Origin of the sequence: Nocardia sp. NPDC058658 (genome assembly GCF_042716665.1) — a bacterium.
Classification (GTDB): Bacteria; Actinomycetota; Actinomycetes; order Mycobacteriales; family Mycobacteriaceae; genus Nocardia.
This window is the reverse complement of record NZ_JBHXRR010000039.1, coordinates 16,278-32,091: the sequence shown is the minus strand read 5'-3', so window position 1 is coordinate 32,091 and position 15,814 is coordinate 16,278. Positions and strand designations below refer to the sequence as shown.

General features: G+C 64.4%; 15 protein-coding genes. 4 read left to right on the top strand and 11 right to left on the bottom strand.

All coding sequences use genetic code 11. The annotated features are described in order from the left end of the window. Positions 1 to 192 precede the first annotated feature (192 nt). From ACFWUP_RS30610 to ACFWUP_RS30600, 3 genes are all read right to left on the bottom strand, one after another. Positions 193 to 459 carry a hypothetical protein gene (locus ACFWUP_RS30610; RefSeq protein WP_379239458.1) on the bottom strand — a complete coding sequence of 89 codons (267 nt, stop codon included), beginning with the start codon at positions 457 to 459 and terminating at the stop codon, positions 193 to 195. Between the two features lie 70 nt (positions 460 to 529). Then, on the bottom strand, positions 530 to 1,276 hold the full coding sequence (locus ACFWUP_RS30605) for an ESX secretion-associated protein EspG (RefSeq protein ID WP_379239457.1): 747 nt from the start codon (positions 1,274 to 1,276) through the stop codon (positions 530 to 532). Beyond that, the gene (locus ACFWUP_RS30600) at positions 1,273 to 3,030 is read right to left on the bottom strand and encodes a hypothetical protein (RefSeq protein ID WP_379239456.1); all 1,758 of its coding nucleotides are present in this window, start codon (positions 3,028 to 3,030) and stop codon (positions 1,273 to 1,275) included. Before ACFWUP_RS30600 ends, ACFWUP_RS30605 begins: the two co-directional genes overlap by 4 nt. 111 nt (positions 3,031 to 3,141) lie before the next feature. On the opposite strand from ACFWUP_RS30600, the gene ACFWUP_RS30595 reads away from it, so the two are divergent. Both ACFWUP_RS30595 and ACFWUP_RS30590 read left to right on the top strand, forming a co-directional pair. Further along, positions 3,142 to 3,540, top strand: a complete 399-nt coding sequence (locus tag ACFWUP_RS30595; protein WP_379239455.1) for a hypothetical protein — start codon at positions 3,142 to 3,144, stop codon at positions 3,538 to 3,540. 17 nt (positions 3,541 to 3,557) lie between these two features. After that, positions 3,558 to 4,157 carry a DUF3558 family protein gene (locus ACFWUP_RS30590; protein ID WP_379239460.1) on the top strand — a complete coding sequence of 200 codons (600 nt, stop codon included), beginning with the start codon at positions 3,558 to 3,560 and terminating at the stop codon, positions 4,155 to 4,157. A 43-nt stretch (positions 4,158 to 4,200) separates the two neighbouring features. Here the strand turns inward: ACFWUP_RS30590 and ACFWUP_RS30585 are convergent, their stop codons facing one another. The 4 genes from ACFWUP_RS30585 to ACFWUP_RS30570 all read right to left on the bottom strand — a co-directional run bounded on the left by ACFWUP_RS30585 (position 4,201) and on the right by ACFWUP_RS30570 (position 10,441). Beyond that, entirely contained in the window at positions 4,201 to 4,878 is a 678-nt protein-coding gene (locus ACFWUP_RS30585) for a hypothetical protein (RefSeq protein WP_379239454.1), read from the bottom strand. 116 nt (positions 4,879 to 4,994) lie between these two features. Next, positions 4,995 to 7,445: a hypothetical protein gene (locus tag ACFWUP_RS30580; RefSeq protein ID WP_379239453.1), complete on the bottom strand. Its 2,451-nt coding sequence runs from the start codon at positions 7,443 to 7,445 to the stop codon at positions 4,995 to 4,997. Further along, on the bottom strand, positions 7,445 to 7,753 hold the full coding sequence (locus ACFWUP_RS30575; protein WP_379239452.1) for a hypothetical protein: 309 nt from the start codon (positions 7,751 to 7,753) through the stop codon (positions 7,445 to 7,447). The genes ACFWUP_RS30580 and ACFWUP_RS30575 overlap by 1 nt, the downstream gene beginning before the upstream one ends. 315 nt (positions 7,754 to 8,068) lie before the next feature. Further along, positions 8,069 to 10,441 (bottom strand): YbhN family protein, encoded by a 2,373-nt coding sequence (locus ACFWUP_RS30570; RefSeq protein WP_379239451.1) that lies wholly within the window; start codon positions 10,439 to 10,441, stop codon positions 8,069 to 8,071. A gap of 162 nt (positions 10,442 to 10,603) precedes the next feature. On the opposite strand from ACFWUP_RS30570, the gene ACFWUP_RS30565 reads away from it, so the two are divergent. Beyond that, positions 10,604 to 11,530, top strand: coding sequence for an NAD-dependent epimerase/dehydratase family protein (locus ACFWUP_RS30565; RefSeq protein ID WP_379239450.1), 927 nt, complete (start codon positions 10,604 to 10,606; stop codon positions 11,528 to 11,530). A 33-nt stretch (positions 11,531 to 11,563) separates the two neighbouring features. On the opposite strand, the gene ACFWUP_RS30560 is transcribed toward ACFWUP_RS30565, so the two are convergent. The 4 genes from ACFWUP_RS30560 to ACFWUP_RS30545 all read right to left on the bottom strand — a co-directional run bounded on the left by ACFWUP_RS30560 (position 11,564) and on the right by ACFWUP_RS30545 (position 14,364). Further along, positions 11,564 to 12,505 (bottom strand): MBL fold metallo-hydrolase, encoded by a 942-nt coding sequence (locus ACFWUP_RS30560; protein WP_379239449.1) that lies wholly within the window; start codon positions 12,503 to 12,505, stop codon positions 11,564 to 11,566. Positions 12,506 to 12,800: 295 nt separating this feature from the next. After that, on the bottom strand, positions 12,801 to 13,202 hold the full coding sequence (locus tag ACFWUP_RS30555) for an RNA-binding S4 domain-containing protein (RefSeq protein ID WP_379239448.1): 402 nt from the start codon (positions 13,200 to 13,202) through the stop codon (positions 12,801 to 12,803). A gap of 3 nt (positions 13,203 to 13,205) precedes the next feature. Next, on the bottom strand, positions 13,206 to 13,739 hold the full coding sequence (locus ACFWUP_RS30550; RefSeq protein ID WP_379239459.1) for a C40 family peptidase: 534 nt from the start codon (positions 13,737 to 13,739) through the stop codon (positions 13,206 to 13,208). 361 nt (positions 13,740 to 14,100) lie between these two features. After that, entirely contained in the window at positions 14,101 to 14,364 is a 264-nt protein-coding gene (locus ACFWUP_RS30545) for a hypothetical protein (RefSeq protein ID WP_379239447.1), read from the bottom strand. Positions 14,365 to 14,472: 108 nt separating this feature from the next. Here ACFWUP_RS30545 and ACFWUP_RS30540 point away from each other — a divergent pair, with 108 nt between their 5' ends. Continuing rightward, positions 14,473 to 15,654, top strand: coding sequence for an AAA family ATPase (locus tag ACFWUP_RS30540; protein WP_379239446.1), 1,182 nt, complete (start codon positions 14,473 to 14,475; stop codon positions 15,652 to 15,654). Positions 15,655 to 15,814: the final 160 nt, after the last annotated feature.

Here is a 15,814-nt window from a genome sequence, read left to right as displayed (position 1 = left end):
GCACGTACGCACCGTGACGGCCGGGAGTGCACACCTTCGCCACGGTCCAACCAGCCACGCGTCCATGCGACGCGCGGCCAGAAGTGTTGGCCGAGAACGCAAATCGGGGTTCGGTGCGGGGAGCCGGGCAGGGATGGTAACGACACCGGCACCCTTGGGTGCTCGAATCGGTTCAATACAGCCCGCAGGTCCTCATGACCGCAACAGCCGGATACCTTCCTTGCCGCACCGACCGAAGCAGTACTGACACTCCATGTCGGTCGGATCATCAATGGTGACAACAGACTTCAGGTCATAGACCCGGTCCTTGACGCCGCGGATCTTCCCGCACAGCGTCCGGTAGGTCCCGTCGGCCACCACTTCGCGAACGTAGTGCGCCCGCGTCCCGGTCTTCGTCCGCACCCAATTACCCACCTGCACGGCAGGATTCGCATCGACATCCGTGGGGTTCGTATGCACGCCCCGAAGATACCCTGACCTGGCCCGATCTCGGGGCCGATGGGGCATATGGGCCAGTGACACGCAGCGATTACCCGGGCTGGATCCGGCTCCGCAGTTCGGACGCGACCGTGTCGGCATCAGCGGGCAAAATCACTGTGTCCGTGCCGGTTTCGTTGACAGAGATCAGATACCGTCCCGCCGCACGTTGACCGGGAGCAATGTCGACCCAGCTGATGTAGGTCGGCTCCGCGGACCGTGGATGATCGATGCGGAACGCGCCCTCGGCAGATCGAGGCAGGCGCAGGAACGCCCGCATCCGCTCCTCCACCTGCGACTGCCCGTCTGCGGAGACATGCCACGATGTCGGCGATTCGCCGCGAACACGCTGCGTGTAACCGACCATCTGTCCGGCTCGTCCAGCAGCGGCCTTGGGCAGCGTCAGCGAGAAGTAGCGCAGCAGGTGCGCACGAGGAACCGAAGCCAACCGAACCTCGGCACCGAAATCTGGATCGGCGGAAGATGTTTGGGTTGCGATCACGTTGTGCCGAGGAGTCGCAGCGGCGATAGCCCGAATGCAGTCGGGTGTGCCGTGTATCCGACCGCTTACGGTGATACGAATGTCCGCCTCGGCAATAGCCCGCAGCACGGGGCGTGGATCCTCGCGAGCATCACGGGGAAAGCGAGCCGTGAAACCCCTTGTCAACTGGTGGTATTCGTCGGCGTTCCGGGCAGTTTCGATGACGGCGATCGGATCCGGATATCGGTCGAGTCCCGCGTCGGCCCACAACCACGCGAACTCGTCGGGACCGAGTGTCCACGACTCGAGCACGGTCACTGACGCGGCGCCGTCGGTGGTTCGTCGTCGGCCAGCATCGGACCGACACCGGAGTGCTCGAAGAACTGCTCCTCGGCGGGCGTCTCCGCAGGCGCGGGTTCGTCGGCCAGCATCGGCCCCGCCCCTGAGTGTTCGAAGAACTGGTCAGCGACAGGCTGCTCTGTGGGAGTAGGCGCCGCAGCAGGTGTGGTCATCGAATCAACGGGCGTCGGGGATTCTGTCCGACCCTGTCGAGGACTCGATACGGGAGGCATGGCCGCGCCTGACTCACGAGCGGAATCGTGCGGAGTGCTCACCGGCATCGGCGCCGAAACTGGTTGTTGGCGTACCGCTTCCGCCGCTGGCGCAGTGGCAGCCGTCGTCGGAGAGTCTCGATTCGGCACTGCGGGTGCCGACGACTGCACCCCGGACATCAGCTCGACCTCACCGCCGATAACTCCTTCATAGGTGAGAATTCCCTCGGTCCAATCAGGATGAACACCGCGCAGGTATTCGGGCGCATAATGCTCTTCGGATTCCTCGCGATTGCCACCGCGACCGGCCCCACCTGCGCCGCCCATCCCAGGCATCATGCCGTTGCGCCCGCCCGCACCTGCCCCGGATCCCGCAGCGGCGGCGATACCCGGCCCCGCCGTTGGTGTGCCAACACCCGGAACGGCACGGCCGAGAACGGCGCCAGGGCCGCCAGCGGACCCACCTCCGCCGGGCGAACCAGAGCCCGGACCACCGCTCCCCGGCGAACCCGATCCAGGTCCACCGCTGCCCGGCGAACCGGACCCGGGCCCACCACTGCCAGGGCTGGGGCTTCCCGCCTGAGTAGCTGCCGGGTCCGTTCCGGCAGGTGCGGTCGATGACGGATCCGTCGCGGCATCCCCCGAGTCCTGCCCACTGTTCGAGTCGTCACCCGACGATTGGTCACTGCTCTGCGACGAATCCTCGGTCTCGGTGGGAGCGGGTGTGGTCGCCGCCGATTCGATACTCGCGGGAGACCCCTGGTCTGCACCAGGACCACCGTTCTGACCGTTCGATCCACCCGCGCCGGGATTCGCGCCACCGGGATCACCACCACCGATCACCGGCATATCGACATATGCGGGCACGCCGGTACCCGACGGCGGGAACACCGGCGTGTAAGTCGTATCCAACGCCTGGATCACCGAATCGCGCGCTGCCGCGAGCGATTCACGATTCTGCTCGACGGTAGCCGGATTGCTGAGACCTGGCAGGATCTGCTGCGAGGGGTTGTCCGGGTCGAATGTTCCCGACGCGACGGGCGCTGGCTGCACGGCCAACTTAACCGCTTCCGCCGCATACCCAACCGCCTCGACGCGAGCGGCCACCGACCCGAACACCTGCCCGATCTCGTTGAGCGCCTTGACAAACCCCTCGGTGGCCGCCTGACCCGCATCGGCCGTCGCGCCCTGCCATTGGCCCTCGTTGAACAGCCGAGTCATTCCCATCAGATTGAATACCGACAGATTGAGCACATCCGAGGAACTCTGCCGCCACACACCAGCCTGCCCCTGCAAACCGGACGGATCGAGCCCACCCTCACCGTGCACAGCCTTATACAACTGGTCGAAGCTCATGCTCTGAAACCGGTCAGGAGAGGTGACGTAGTTCGGATCCGTACCCTGCCCCGCCGCCTGCAACTTGCCATCCGCGGTAGACGCCCGCGCCTGCGCGCTCCCAGCCTTCTGCACGGCTTCGGGAATCCCGAGCAGACTTGTCGGCAGAGTCGGACGTGGCGTCATGGTGGTTTCCCCCCGGAATGTGTGACTGGTCCCGGGCAGCAGATTAGCACGGGGCCCAAGGGTGGGCCGCTGATAGAGTGCAGGTCAAGCGGCCGACGAGTGGGGTGGGACATGGCGGAACTCGAGAATGTCTTCGGACAGGTGGACGTTGCAGCCTTCAACGAGGGGGCTCGGGCCGGGACGATCCGGTATGAGCGCGGGGCGGCGGAGCAGGCTGCTCGAATGTACGACGAGATGGTTGCCAAGTTGGCACCGATCAAAAAAGGCCTGGAGCAGGTAGCTTCCCAAGACGGTTTCGGTGGCTTCGACTCTGGACGGGCACTCCAGAAAGGGTTCTCGTCGAAAGCCATCGGTGGCGCAGATGTAATCGAACAGGCTATCGCGACGGCATTGGGGCTCAAAGCGGCGTATCTGCGCGCCGGTGGGCTTATCGAGGAAGCCGACGAAGCAAACCGAGTCATGATCGCCAGAGCAGGCGCCGCCCTCGAAAATGGAAGCAGCAACCCGTGATTCGCCTACACCCGCACATGACTGCAGCCGCTGTCGCGCTCGTCCTACTCACTGGTTGCAGCAGCACCAGCGGGACAGCTGAACCTACGCTTTCGGTGACACCTAGCGCGACCAAGCAGATCGCGGTTCCTGCAGCACCACCGACGTCCCAGGTCAACAGCGGCACCCGCAGCAGTGTCAAGTTCGATCCGTGTACCGAATTCGATGACCCTACAATCGCACGGGCTGGCTACGATGCGGATACACGTAGGCGGACCGATGGCGTTCACGAATGGTATGCCTTTATTGGCTGCACCTTTGAGAACAAGGAGCCGGTCGGGACACTCGGCACACAAATGCCAATTCGATCATTAAGCATCGCAGCGACAAATATCACCATTGACGAATTCCGTCAACGCTATGCAGGAAAATACACCGAAGAATTGATCGGAGGCCGTGCCGCGATCAAATACCGACCCTTGAGTCAGTGCGGGATCGTGATCGCATTTCCTGAATTCGCGCTAGATCTCACCAACTCCACCCTCGCGGGCTACACCGATGAAAAGCCCTGCGACAACATAATGAATGCCGCCACGGCCCTCGAAGCATCAGCGACCGCAACAATCAACGGTCGCTGAATACCCTACTCAATACCGGCAATAGCGATGGACGCTTTCGCCGTCAACCTGCCCAACCAGGGAAGAACGGTTCAACCCGAGGCGGCTCGGTCACCGCACGTTGCGGTATCGGCATTGTGTGACCACCCCACCTGGAGTCAAACCAGGCACCACATTCATCCGGCGCAGCACGGGTGTTATCCATCCAGTCGATCAGAGAAGTCGAGGCCGCAAAGACATTCGATGTCGGACGAGGCTTCCGCCCCGGAATCTCGGCAACTTGCAAAGACATGTCGGGAATCATCGCAGGTTCATCCTCGCGCCGCTGCGGAATTCTTGGCAGCGGATTAGAGGGAACACTTGTTTGGAACATCTCCTGGGTTTCATTGTATTTCGTTGGATCCGGGTAGGGGTACGAATTGTTTACCTTTCGGGAGGTGCCAGTCATATCTTTGCAGACAAAATAATGATTCCGACCGTCGCGATGCGGAAGCGCATACGGAATTACATGCAAATATGCCGTACCAACGCCTTCAGTTAGCGGATGCTCTCGAAAGGCGTTATATCCTGCAATACTCTCAAGGGTAGCGGTGGGGTCCGGAAATCCTGGATATACATAGTCCAGCGAAAGAAATTCAGCTACGGTATTACTCTCAATTCCCGCCCTGATCGACCGGAGACCAGGAGATTCCAAATCAACGCCAGGTTCCGCGCTCCAGCGGAACGAAATGTTGAACGGCACAGGCGGAGCTTGCGGAACTTGTTCTGGCGAACCGGGCCCGCAGCCCGTAGTGCTGGTGAAGACAAATGCGGCCACGGCACCACACGCTGCACGCCAAAGCCGGACAGGACTAGTAGTCATCCCTTCAACACTCGATTCTTATAATCGGCAGCACTGCTCGTGTAGTCATCGAGGCCGATATTACGTCTAGTATAAGCGTCAACGAATTCGGAAGGATTTGCGTCAGCGCCTATAAGCCAACTCTCTGCGGCCGACCTGAATTTGTTGGTCAGCTGCACACTGTCCTCGCTACCCGGCTCTCCGACAATGGCCTGAAAGTCTACGAGACGCCCATTCTGAACCCATTCCGAAGGAATCGGGACAGACTTGGCGGGCGGTGAGTCGAAGAAGTTCGGATCCGATGCCGATAACCCCTGGAGCATCGAGTAGTAGAACTGGGCGTTTTGAGTATCAGAACCTGCCTTGTAGTAGGACTCTGGATATTCACCATCCTCTGGCTTTATCCCCGCATCGATCATCTTAGAAACGATATCGATTCCGATTCCAGCCCCAGGCGAAGCTATTCCGACAGTATCCTTCAAAATCGTCGTACCTATACCAAGGCCGAGCTTCTGCTTATCCGCCAACTCCTCTTTCGCCTCGGTGTCATCGAGTCCCCGGTCGTAGGCCTCGCCGAGAATTCCTTGATCCTGATAGGACAGCAGACGACTTGCCGCATCAGCAAGCTGGCCCCGGGAGTTCGACGGCTCGTCGCTGAGATTGCCGTATTGGGCCGCGTATTCGTTCGTCTTGTCGACAATCGCAGCATTCCAGATCCCGGATGACTCAGGATCCGTGTTGAACAAAGTCGAGAGCCTGATGGCCTTCAGATCCCGCTCACCCTCACCACCCAGCCCGAAGGCTGGGGTAGGACTATCAGGCGCGACCGCGATGGAATCGAGGTAAGGGAGCATGGACGTGGTGATCTGCTGGGTAAGGCCCGGATTGACCTGGCCGAGTGACTGATTGTCCTTGTCGGCGATGTTCATCAGCGCCTCGAAGTTGCCGTCCTCGCCGCCGGTCATCAGTTCGGTGAGCCCGCGCGCGGCACGCCCCGCAAGCTGGGATTCCTCCACCGTGACACCAGGATTGCTGTCGGTGGCTGCCACCGGGATCGCCTCGGTACCGATCCAGCTGAACATGTCCGGTGCGGATTCGCCGGGCTTGTTGTCGGTCCAGTCGTATTGAAGCAACGGCATCATGACCTTGTTCGGGTCGTAGTCCTTGTCCAAGGGCACTTCACCCGGTTCGGTTTCGCCGGTGAGCAGTTGGGTCATCGCGGTGTGGTTGCGGCTGCCGACGTCGACGTAGTCACGCATAGTCGTTTCCAGTGCGGGATTGTCGGGGTCGAGTTGGCCGAGTGTTGCTGCCTGTCGGATCATTTCGCGGGAGAACTCGGTACCCGGCGTGTATCCCGGGTTCGCTTCGCCGAGGAGGTCGCTGAGCTTGGCGGAGTCGGAGAGGAATACCGCCTCGTTCCAGTCGCTGACCTTGGGATAGGTCAGCGCGTTGCCGTCCCCGTCGGGGGCGGACACTCGGGTGGAGATCACGTCGCGGATCTCCTGGGGCAAGTTCTGGTAGCTTCCCGCAGATTGGAGGGTTCCGTCTTTGTTGACTCCGGTGCCGATCTTCTCGTTCGACAGAACCATCAGTCCGTTCGCGAGCGAATCGCGACGCCCGGCAGCGGCGGTATTTCCTGCCAGTTCTTGCTCTTTCAACCGTTCACTCAAGGCGAGGACGCCGTCTGATCCAGCTGCTTTGTAGAACTCGCGGTAGTAGTCCTGTACCGACGCCGGAAGAGTCGAAACCTCACGGCCGGCGGCGATATCAGCCAACTGGGCATCGGTGAGAACTCCCACCGGTAGACGGCTCGCTACTTCGTCGAGGACGGCGGGGTCGATCTTGCCGTATTTGTCGCCGGCCTCGCGTACCCGCTTGCCATCTTCCCCGCCGAGCAGCCCGGCCCCGCTGAAGTCATCGTCAGTTGCGTCGATTCCGCTCCCGAGCTGATCACCGCGAACCCGAACCTCTTGTGCCGCAGTGCTGATCGCAGTAGATGCCTCGCTCGCAGCGTTCATCGTAGCGCGGTAGGCGGCGTTGATGAGCCCTTGATGGTGGTCGATCCGCTCCACGACTTTTGCCTTCGCGGCGTCATCGGCGACGGCGCCATTCGCCGAGACAACCCACCTGTCGTTCACCTGCAATCGGATCGGTGACTCGGTGTCTTGTTCGGCGTTGGTTACGTGGCCGAGGAGAAGGCGGCACTCGTCCGACAGTCGCGTATCAGCGGCACGTAAGGCGGTTACGATATCTCTGATCTCGGTGGACAGGAACCGGCCCTGGGTGCTCTCCTCAGCGAATCGGTCCCCCGCCGCGTCCTTCGCCTTCCCCGCCCATTCGGCACCAGTGAAGTGACTGGTCATCGAGCTGAGTCGCGCCTCGTAGGTGACGACGTTGGCCTCCAACACGCCCGCCCATTCGGACAGCTTCGCCGGATTCCACAATTTGACCTGCGAGAGTGTCGGCATCAGCGTTCACCTCGAGCGGCGAAGTCCATGGTGTCGAGCCGCTTCTTGAACTCCTCGTCGGTGAGCTGCACCGCGCTTGTGCACTCGCGGACCAACCCTGAAAGCTTCTCCAAACGCTGGGCGGCACGCAGCCACGCGCCTTCGACAAACTCACCAGCTTGCGCGCAGGAGGCTCCGACCTCACATCCGGGCAGCGCGGCCCCGATCGCGTCCCCCATTGTTCTGACTTCGAGGCCATCGATATCGATTGCGGCGTTGCTCACCGTTGTCGCCAATTGATTGAGATTGTCGATATCGACCTTCAGCATGCCCGCCCCGATTTCGATGATCGGCTCCGGTACGGAGCCACCCCTGGTTGGACGAGATCGTACTTCGCGGCGACGACGAGCCGCAACGACGTCGAGCATGTCTTGAAGTCCTGGTCGGTCGTGACATAGCTGGCCGCCGACATTGCACGCGCTCACCCTGCGGCGTACAGAGTCTCGAGATCGACCAAGAGCACACCTCCCCGCGCCCGCAGGGCGGGGCTGAAGCCAGCTCCGCTGTAGCACGCGAGCAGGGTATGCGCATCTATAGAACTACAGACCTTTAGAACTATAGTTCTATAGGTTCGGACCGCCGGTTCAGATCATGTCCTTCTTGTCCAGCCAGCGCATGACCGGCCAGCCGAGGCCGACCGGGATCCAACAGGTCAGCACGCGGTAGAGCAAGACCGCGGGAACGGCGATCTCGGCCGGAACGCCGAAGGCCGCGAGACCACCGATCAGCGCCGCTTCGACCGCGCCGACGCCACCGGGTGTCGGCGCGGCCGAGGCCAGCGTGCCGCCGATCATGGTGACGATGGTGACGGCCACGAAATCCGTTCCGCCACCGAACGCTTCGACCGCTGTCCACAGCGCCAGCGCCTGCCCGAGAGTGATCGCACCACAACCGCCGACGATGATCAGGAACCGCTTCGGATCCTTGGCAAGGTCAGCCAGCTCACCCAATACCTCTTTGAGTTGCGGGCGCACAGAGTGATTCACCCAGCGACGCAGCGTCGGCACGAACATGAACGCGCCGATCAACCCGACGCCGACACCGGCGATCAGGTACAGCACGGTCGCATCCGGCACGATGTGCGCGAGGTTGGTCGAGGTGCCGGCCACCACGCTGAACACCACGAGCAGCACCAGGTGGGTGAGCACCTGCATCGACTGCTGCATCGCCACCGCGGCCGTGGCCCGCAGCGTCGACATGCCCGCCTTCTGCAGGAACCGCACGCTCAGTGCCAGTCCGCCGACCCCGGCGGGGGTGGTCGTAGCCACGAAGGTGTTGGCCAGCTGCTCCACCACCAGGTAGCGGATCTTGATCAGCCCGTCCGCGCAGGCGCCGAGCGCGGCGGCGGCACCGACGTAGGTGAGTCCCGAGACCGCGAGCCCTGCCAGCGCCCACCACCAGTTGATCGTGCGCAGCTGGCTGAAGAACGTCGGGACCTGGCTGATGAACGGATACGCCACATAGACCAGCGCCACCAGCAGGACGAGCTGGATGATCTGGTTGCGGGAGAAACGGGTGATCTGCTCGGACTGGATACGGTCGTGACCGGTCTGCCTTCGCACTTCCTCACGGGCGGTGGACATCACCTTGGTCCACTGCGGCAACGACTTTCGCATGCCGATCGACATGGCCGATTTCGTCAGACGCCGGGCCGCGTAGGCGACCTCGTCCTCGCCGAGCACCTCGATCGCCGCCGAGACGGCCTCGTGTTTGCCGTAGAGCGAGGTCGTGGTCACCAGCAGCTGGGCGATGTCGGTTTGACGTTGTGCTTGCGCGGCACCGAATTCGGCGGCGGCGAAACCGCCGAACAGGGTGTCGCCCTGGCTGACTCGCACGAAGTCAGGTTGCAGATCGCCCAGGCTGATCTGGTTCTCGTGCAGCCGCAGCAGCGAGCGCCACACCCCGGGCAGCACCTGCGCCGACAACGTGGCGATCGGCGTACCGCGAGGCATGGTGTGCGCGTACAACATCCAGCCGCGACTCAGGCCCGCAACCGCCACCTGATGACTGTCGGCCATCCCGAGATCACCGATCGCGATGCCGAGCAGCGCCCGATGTTCCACCGCCCGGTGCATCGATCCGTGCAGCGGCGCGGTCTCGCTGGAGCGGAACGTGATCCAGCGCCACACCTGCCGGATCGCGCCGAAACTGCGCTGGTTCTTGCCGTACATCTCGACGACGATCTCGTCTTCGGGTCCGTCGACCTCGGTGGCCAGCAGCAGCGGCCCACGCCCGGCGGGCCGATCGACCCGGAAGGCTTTCACGGTGTAGCCGCGCTGGGCGAGCACCCGGACCGCGGCGTCGAGCGGCACCTCGAGGGCGGGCGTGCCGACCAGCCAGACGATCACCGCACCGACGAGCCAGCCGACCACAAGGCCCAGCATCGCCCGCGCGGGCACCACCGAACTCACCGCCAGGTGGATCGGCGCGAACATCAGCAGCAGGAACCACATCCAGCGCCGCGTCTGCGTCGGCAGCCACGGACTCGACACGGTGAGCATGGCCGCGAGCATCGCGATCCAGCGTGGGTCGTCGAGGAATTGCGACAGGAAGGTGTCGAAGCGGTCCGGGACCGGCAGGTGCCATTTCGGCGTGGAGATGCCCGCGCCGGTGATCGACAGGGCGAGCACCGCGAGCAGGCCCGCCGCCCCGTACCCGAACAGCAGCTTCCACTGCCTGCGCAGCACGAGTTCGATGAAGATGGCGAACGGCAGGGCCAGGATGAGGAATCCGTAGATGAGATAGACCAGGGTCGACTGGTCCGGGCTGAGGAAATCGACGATATTGGCGACCGAGCGTTCCAGCGCCAGCCACTCCGGTCGGGTGATCAGCGAGCCCGCGATCACCACGGCAACACCCAACCCCGCCAGCACTACCCGGACGATGTCACTGGTGCGCCGGATCAGCGGTTGCAGGAGTTTCCCCGTGACCGGGATCTCCCGACCGTCGACTCGCATGAGCCGCACGATACACACCGACACGCCGCGGACCCGCCGTGACATCACCCAATCTGTACGGTCGTTCGCGCGTGCGGTGAAGCCGATCACAGGCCGTCACACATCTCGGCGTTACCCCGTCCAAGGAGCAGGGAAACACCCACTCAGCCGAAAGGTTCGATCATGCAGGTTCTGCTCGCGGGCGCCACCGGCGCCATCGGCCGCCCACTGATCCGCGCGTTGACCGCGAACGGGCACACGGTCTCGGCGCTCGTCCGCAATCCGAGTGCGCACCCGCTCGTGCGCGAGCTCGGCGCCACCCCGATCACCGCCGATGTACTCGACCACGACGGACTACTGCGGGCGGTCGACGGCCTGCGCGCCGATGCGGTGATCCATCAGGCCACCGCATTGCGCAATGCGAAGGTGCAGCGCCGGATTCCGGCCGATGACCCGACCGGACTGCTGCGCACGGTCGGCACCGCCAACCTCCTCGACGCCGCCGCGGCGGTGGGCGCCGGGCGGTTCGTCACGCAGTCGCTGGTCCTCGGGTACGGGTATCACGACCACGGCGAGCGCCTCATTACCGAGCGCGATCGGTTCGGTGGGTACGACGGCGGGGTGGCCGACGAGGTGGTGCGCGCCTGCGTTGCCGGTGAGCGGCAGGTGTTCGAGGCTCCCGGTGTCGAGGGGATCGCGTTGCGGTACGGGCTGTTCTACGGTCCCGGCGCGTTCAGCGATCTGTTCGCGGACATGATGCGCAAGCGGAGTCCGGTCGGGCCGCTCGGGTCCGGTGGGGTCAATACCTGGGTCCATGTCGATGATGCGGCCGCCGCGACTGTTGCCGCGCTGGAACGTGGCACCGCCGGTCGCGCGTACAACATCGCTGACGACAACCCGATCAGCTGGGGTGAGTTCTTCGCCGAGGTGTCGCGTAGTCAGCGCACGCCACGTCCGATTCGGTTGCCCGCGTGGATGATTCGACTGGCTGTGCCCTATATCGGTGCGCTCATGTCGGACACGTCCATGCGGATCTCGAGCCGACTCGCGCACGACGAATTGGGTTGGCGTCCACGGTATTCCACTGTCGCAGCGGGACTTGCCGCCTGACGCTCGGGCCTGGCTCGCGAGCTGACGATCGGCTCAGCGGGCAGCGCGGGCAGCGACGGCGGCGTGGTCGTGGCCGGGGATGACTTCGATCTCGGCGGGCAGGGCGTGCAGGCGGTGGATGGTTTCGAAGGCCTTGTCGCGGTTGGCGTCAACCAGTTCGCCTGGGAGCGGGGCTTTTTCGCGGAGCAGGTCGATTTGCAGTGTGCTCCAGACCGCGTCGCCGGCGAGCAGGACGCGGGAGCCGTCGTCGACCGCGAGGAGGATGCCGACGTGACCGGGGGTGTGGCCCGCCAGGTCGACGATCAGGACGGAGCCGTCGCCGAAGAGGTCGTGGCTGCGGGCGAAGGTGAGGACCGGCGGGCCGTCGAGTTCGTAGAGGTCGAAGGCGCGGCCGCGCAGGGGGCCGCGGGCGACACCGAGCGGCGTGCTCGAACCGGCCATCGCCCAACGGTATTCGGTCGCGGGCACCCGGATCGGGACCAGGCCCGGCAGCTCGTACAGGCCGGAGACGTGGTCCCAGTGCAGGTGCGTGGGCAGCACGAAGTCGATGTCGTTGCCGGTGAGGTCGTTGGCGGCGAGCACGTCGGTCAGCGGGTGGATCGGATCGTCGGGGGCGACCAGCTGCGCGATCGGGAACCCCAGCTCGGGCAGCACCCGCTGGTGTACGCCCGCGCAGATCGCCGGGTCGACAAGGAAGGTGGCGTCAGGGTGGCGGATCAGGAACGTCGACATGGTGAGCCGGGTGGACCGCAGCGTCCGCACCCCCTCGGCGACGATCGCGGTCGGCGTGCACAGTTGCGCCTGCATCAGCGCGGTCAGCTCAACGGTGTTGTGCGCGAGCGGAACCGGCGCTGACTCGAGCCCGTCGAGAAACCCCTTGTTCGCCCCACGCGGCCAGAGCAGCCGCGGCCCCGTCGCGGCGACAGCGACACAACAGGCGAGAACAGTCGATAACAAAGTCGTGCGCTCACCCATACCTGTCACCGTAGGCGATCGCCCCCACCCCGACCACCGGACGAGGTTCGCCCACACCCCGACGACACCAATTCGGCTAACGCAAAACAACATCCGCATACCGCCCCACGTCCACAGCCTGGGCCGGGTAATCCCAGGAAGTCTCTACCCAAAGGGGCCCGCCCCGATCTGGACTGACCGGAGGGTGCGACGAAGGAGTACCCGCAGGGAGGGAAGATCGGGGCACCGGAGGGCCCCGCTCGAGCGCGCCAGCGCTCCAAAAATACAGCCTCGAACCACCCGGACTCGGTAACCCTCAGTCGGTACGGCCCATCAGCCGATCAGTCTCGCGCCGCTCACGTTTCGTAGGTCGCCCGGCCCCCCGCTCACGCACCGGCAACGTCGCGAGGACTTCCTTCGGCGGCGGCGGCGGGCTGCGGTCGATCAGACACTGGGCGGCCACAGGTGGGCCGACGCGCTTGTGAATGATCCGCTCGACGATCACGATGCGTTCGAGACCGGCGGCACGAACCCTGATCTCGTCACCGGGACGCACGGTCAGTGCCGGTTTCGCGGTGACCCCGTTGACGCGAACATGCCCGGCGCGGCAAGCTGCTGCCGCGGCCGAGCGTGTTTTGAACAAGCGCACAGCCCAGGTCCACGCATCCACGCGGGCCTGGGTCTCGGAGTGCTTGCCATCCGAAGGGCCGGGATTCACCCCTTAGACGATACGGCGGGCCGTAACGACGTCGTCGGCGGAGAGCTGGGTGTAGGACACCGGGGTGCCCGACTGCACGGCGTTGAGGAGCTGACCGTCGCCCGCGTAGATACCGACGTGGCCGCCACCGTTGGTGATGACGATGTCACCGGCCTGCAGGTTGTCGAACGAGACGGGCGCGCCGACGTGCGACTGCTCGAAGCTGGTGCGCGGCAGTTCGACACCGGCCTGGCGGTACGCCCACTGGACGAGGCCGGAGCAGTCGAAGCTCTGCGGGCCCGCGGCGCCCCAGTTGTACTGGGCGCCCAGCTTGCCGCGCGCGGCGTCGAGGGCGATGTTGCCCGCGGTCTGCTGCTGCTGAGTGAAGGGGTTGTCGAGCTGCACGCTCGGGAGCTGCGGTGCGGCCTGGCCCTGGGGGGCGACCATCGACTGCAGCTGCCTCTCGACTTCCTGCGCCGGCTGCTCGAGCTCTGGCGGCAGATCGAAGTTTCCGAGACCGGGAATGTTGATCGTGGCGGCCTGCGAAAGCGCGGGCATCGCACCGGTTGTAGCGGCCACCGCACCCAAGACGAGAGCGCCCTTGACGGAATTCGGCAGTCGAGAATCCCGCTGCAAGCTGTGTTTACCCACCGAGACGAGTCTCCGATCTTGCTACTCACCCGCCGCTTCGTCGCGAATCGCGGTGGCGATGACGACTATTCGGCGGTGACCCAGTGGCGCCGCTTCTCTGACGAACCGACAGACTCCACTAAGTCACGAGAAGATTACGGCCTGTGATGAGCGCTGTCCAGCGAAGCACGCAAGTTGTTTTCCCCCGACGGGAAAAGCCCAGCACAGGGGCCACGGGACCGGCGTGTCGGCGCGAGTAACGATTTCATCGTCGCCGGCGCGCGGTGCGTTACCGAGCGCCCAGCGCGCGTTCGAGTTCGTCGATGCGGGTGCGGGCGTCGGCCAGGTCGATCTCGAGCCTGCCGAGCATGATCAGCAGCGGTCCGAGCGCGAGTGTGGCGAGCGACTCCGGCGGAGGTTCGCTGTAGCCCTCCTCCACCGTCGCCTCGAGCGTCGCGAGCAGTGCCCGCCGGACCGAGTCGGCCAGATGCGCCCCTTGCGGCAGCGGCCACGCGGCGACCATTTCGGCAGTGGACCTCGGTTGCTCGGACATCACCCTCACTCTCGAACGCACGGACGATCTTGTGTTCGCTAGCAGTATCTAGGACACAGGGCAGAGTTACCGAGATTCTCCCGTGCACACGCGCTACGGTTATCCGGCATGGACCCCGTGCGCAATCCGTATGCACCCGGCGCCGGCCAGCGTCCGCCCGAATTGGCCGGGCGCGGCAAACAACTCGCCGCGTTCGACATCGTGCTCGAGCGCATCGCCCGCGGTCGCCCCGAACGCAGTGTGATGCTCACCGGCCTGCGCGGCGTCGGAAAAACGGTGCTGCTCAATCAACTTCGCTCCGCTGCCATCTCGCGCGGCTGGGGCACCGGCAAGATCGAGGCGCGGCCGGATCAGGATCTGCGCAGGCCGATGTCCTCGGCGCTGCACATGGCGGTGCGCGGGATCGCGATGAACGCCCGCAACAGCGAACAGGTCGACGATTTCCTCGGCATCCTCAAGGCCTTCGCCCTGCGTGCGACCGCGGACAAGGGCATGCGCGAACGCTGGCAGCCCGGCATCGACGTGCCCGCGGTGACCGGCCGCGCGGATTCCGGCGATATCGAGATCGACCTGATCGAACTGTTCAAAGAGGCCGCTGCCCTTGCCGCCGACATCGGCGTCGGCATTGCCATCTTCATCGACGAAATGCAAGACCTCGGCCCGGCGGATGTGTCCGCGATCTGCGGCGCCTGCCACGAACTGAGCCAGGACGGCGCACCGCTGATCGTCGTCGGCGCGGGTCTGCCCCATCTGCCCGCGGTGCTTTCGGCCTCGAAAAGCTACTCCGAGCGACTGTTCAGCTATCACCGCATCGATCGCCTCGACCGCGAGTCGGCCGACCTCGCGCTGATCGCGCCCGCCGAACGCGAGGACGTGAAGTTCACCGAAACGGCGCTCGATTCGCTCTACCAAAGAGCCGATGGCTACCCGTATTTCGTGCAGGCCTACGGCAAGGCGGCCTGGGATCAGGCACCAGACAGCCCGATCACCGCCGAAGACGTGGCGGTGGCATCCCCTGCCGCCGAAGAGGAACTGGCGGTCGGGTTCTTCGGTTCCCGCTACGAACGCGCGACGCCCGCCGAGCGCGAGTACATGCGCGCGATGGCCGACCTGGCGGGCGACGACGCGCCGGTCGCGACCTCGGCCGTGGCCGCCGAGCTCGGGCGCAAGCCTGCGTCGGTGTCGCCCGCGCGCGACGGCCTGATCAAGAAGGGCCTCATCTACTCGGCCGAACGCGGCACGATCGGCTTCACCGTCCCCCATTTCGGCCGATATCTCCGGAGCGTATGAGTTTCTTCCCGTTTCTAGGCCGTCTACTAGAAAGCGGAATAGATACCTGCGAAGGCGCATCTCGACAATCGTCTACAAGTTTCTAGTGAAATGCCTAGAAATCAGAAGATTTTCCTGAGTAACGGTGCGGGCCCGCCCGGGATCGGTTGCGCATCGGGTG

What these genes read in the sequence shown, in the direction of transcription:
- ACFWUP_RS30565 (WP_379239450.1), top strand. Translation starts at nt 10,604, where the DNA reads ATGCAGGTTCTGCTCGCGGGCGCCACCGGCGCCATCGGCCGCCCACTG.
- ACFWUP_RS30590 (WP_379239460.1), top strand. Translation starts at nt 3,558, where the DNA reads ATGACTGCAGCCGCTGTCGCGCTCGTCCTACTCACTGGTTGCAGCAGC.
- ACFWUP_RS30580 (WP_379239453.1), bottom strand. Translation starts at nt 7,445, where the DNA reads ATGCCGACACTCTCGCAGGTCAAATTGTGGAATCCGGCGAAGCTGTCC.
- ACFWUP_RS30545 (WP_379239447.1), bottom strand. Translation starts at nt 14,364, where the DNA reads ATGTCCGAGCAACCGAGGTCCACTGCCGAAATGGTCGCCGCGTGGCCG.
- ACFWUP_RS30575 (WP_379239452.1), bottom strand. Translation starts at nt 7,753, where the DNA reads ATGCTGAAGGTCGATATCGACAATCTCAATCAATTGGCGACAACGGTG.
- ACFWUP_RS30600 (WP_379239456.1), bottom strand. Translation starts at nt 3,030, where the DNA reads ATGACGCCACGTCCGACTCTGCCGACAAGTCTGCTCGGGATTCCCGAA.
- ACFWUP_RS30550 (WP_379239459.1), bottom strand. Translation starts at nt 13,739, where the DNA reads ATGCCCGCGCTTTCGCAGGCCGCCACGATCAACATTCCCGGTCTCGGA.
- ACFWUP_RS30540 (WP_379239446.1), top strand. Translation starts at nt 14,473, where the DNA reads ATGGACCCCGTGCGCAATCCGTATGCACCCGGCGCCGGCCAGCGTCCG.
- ACFWUP_RS30560 (WP_379239449.1), bottom strand. Translation starts at nt 12,505, where the DNA reads ATGGGTGAGCGCACGACTTTGTTATCGACTGTTCTCGCCTGTTGTGTC.
- ACFWUP_RS30595 (WP_379239455.1), top strand. Translation starts at nt 3,142, where the DNA reads ATGGCGGAACTCGAGAATGTCTTCGGACAGGTGGACGTTGCAGCCTTC.
- ACFWUP_RS30570 (WP_379239451.1), bottom strand. Translation starts at nt 10,441, where the DNA reads ATGCGAGTCGACGGTCGGGAGATCCCGGTCACGGGGAAACTCCTGCAA.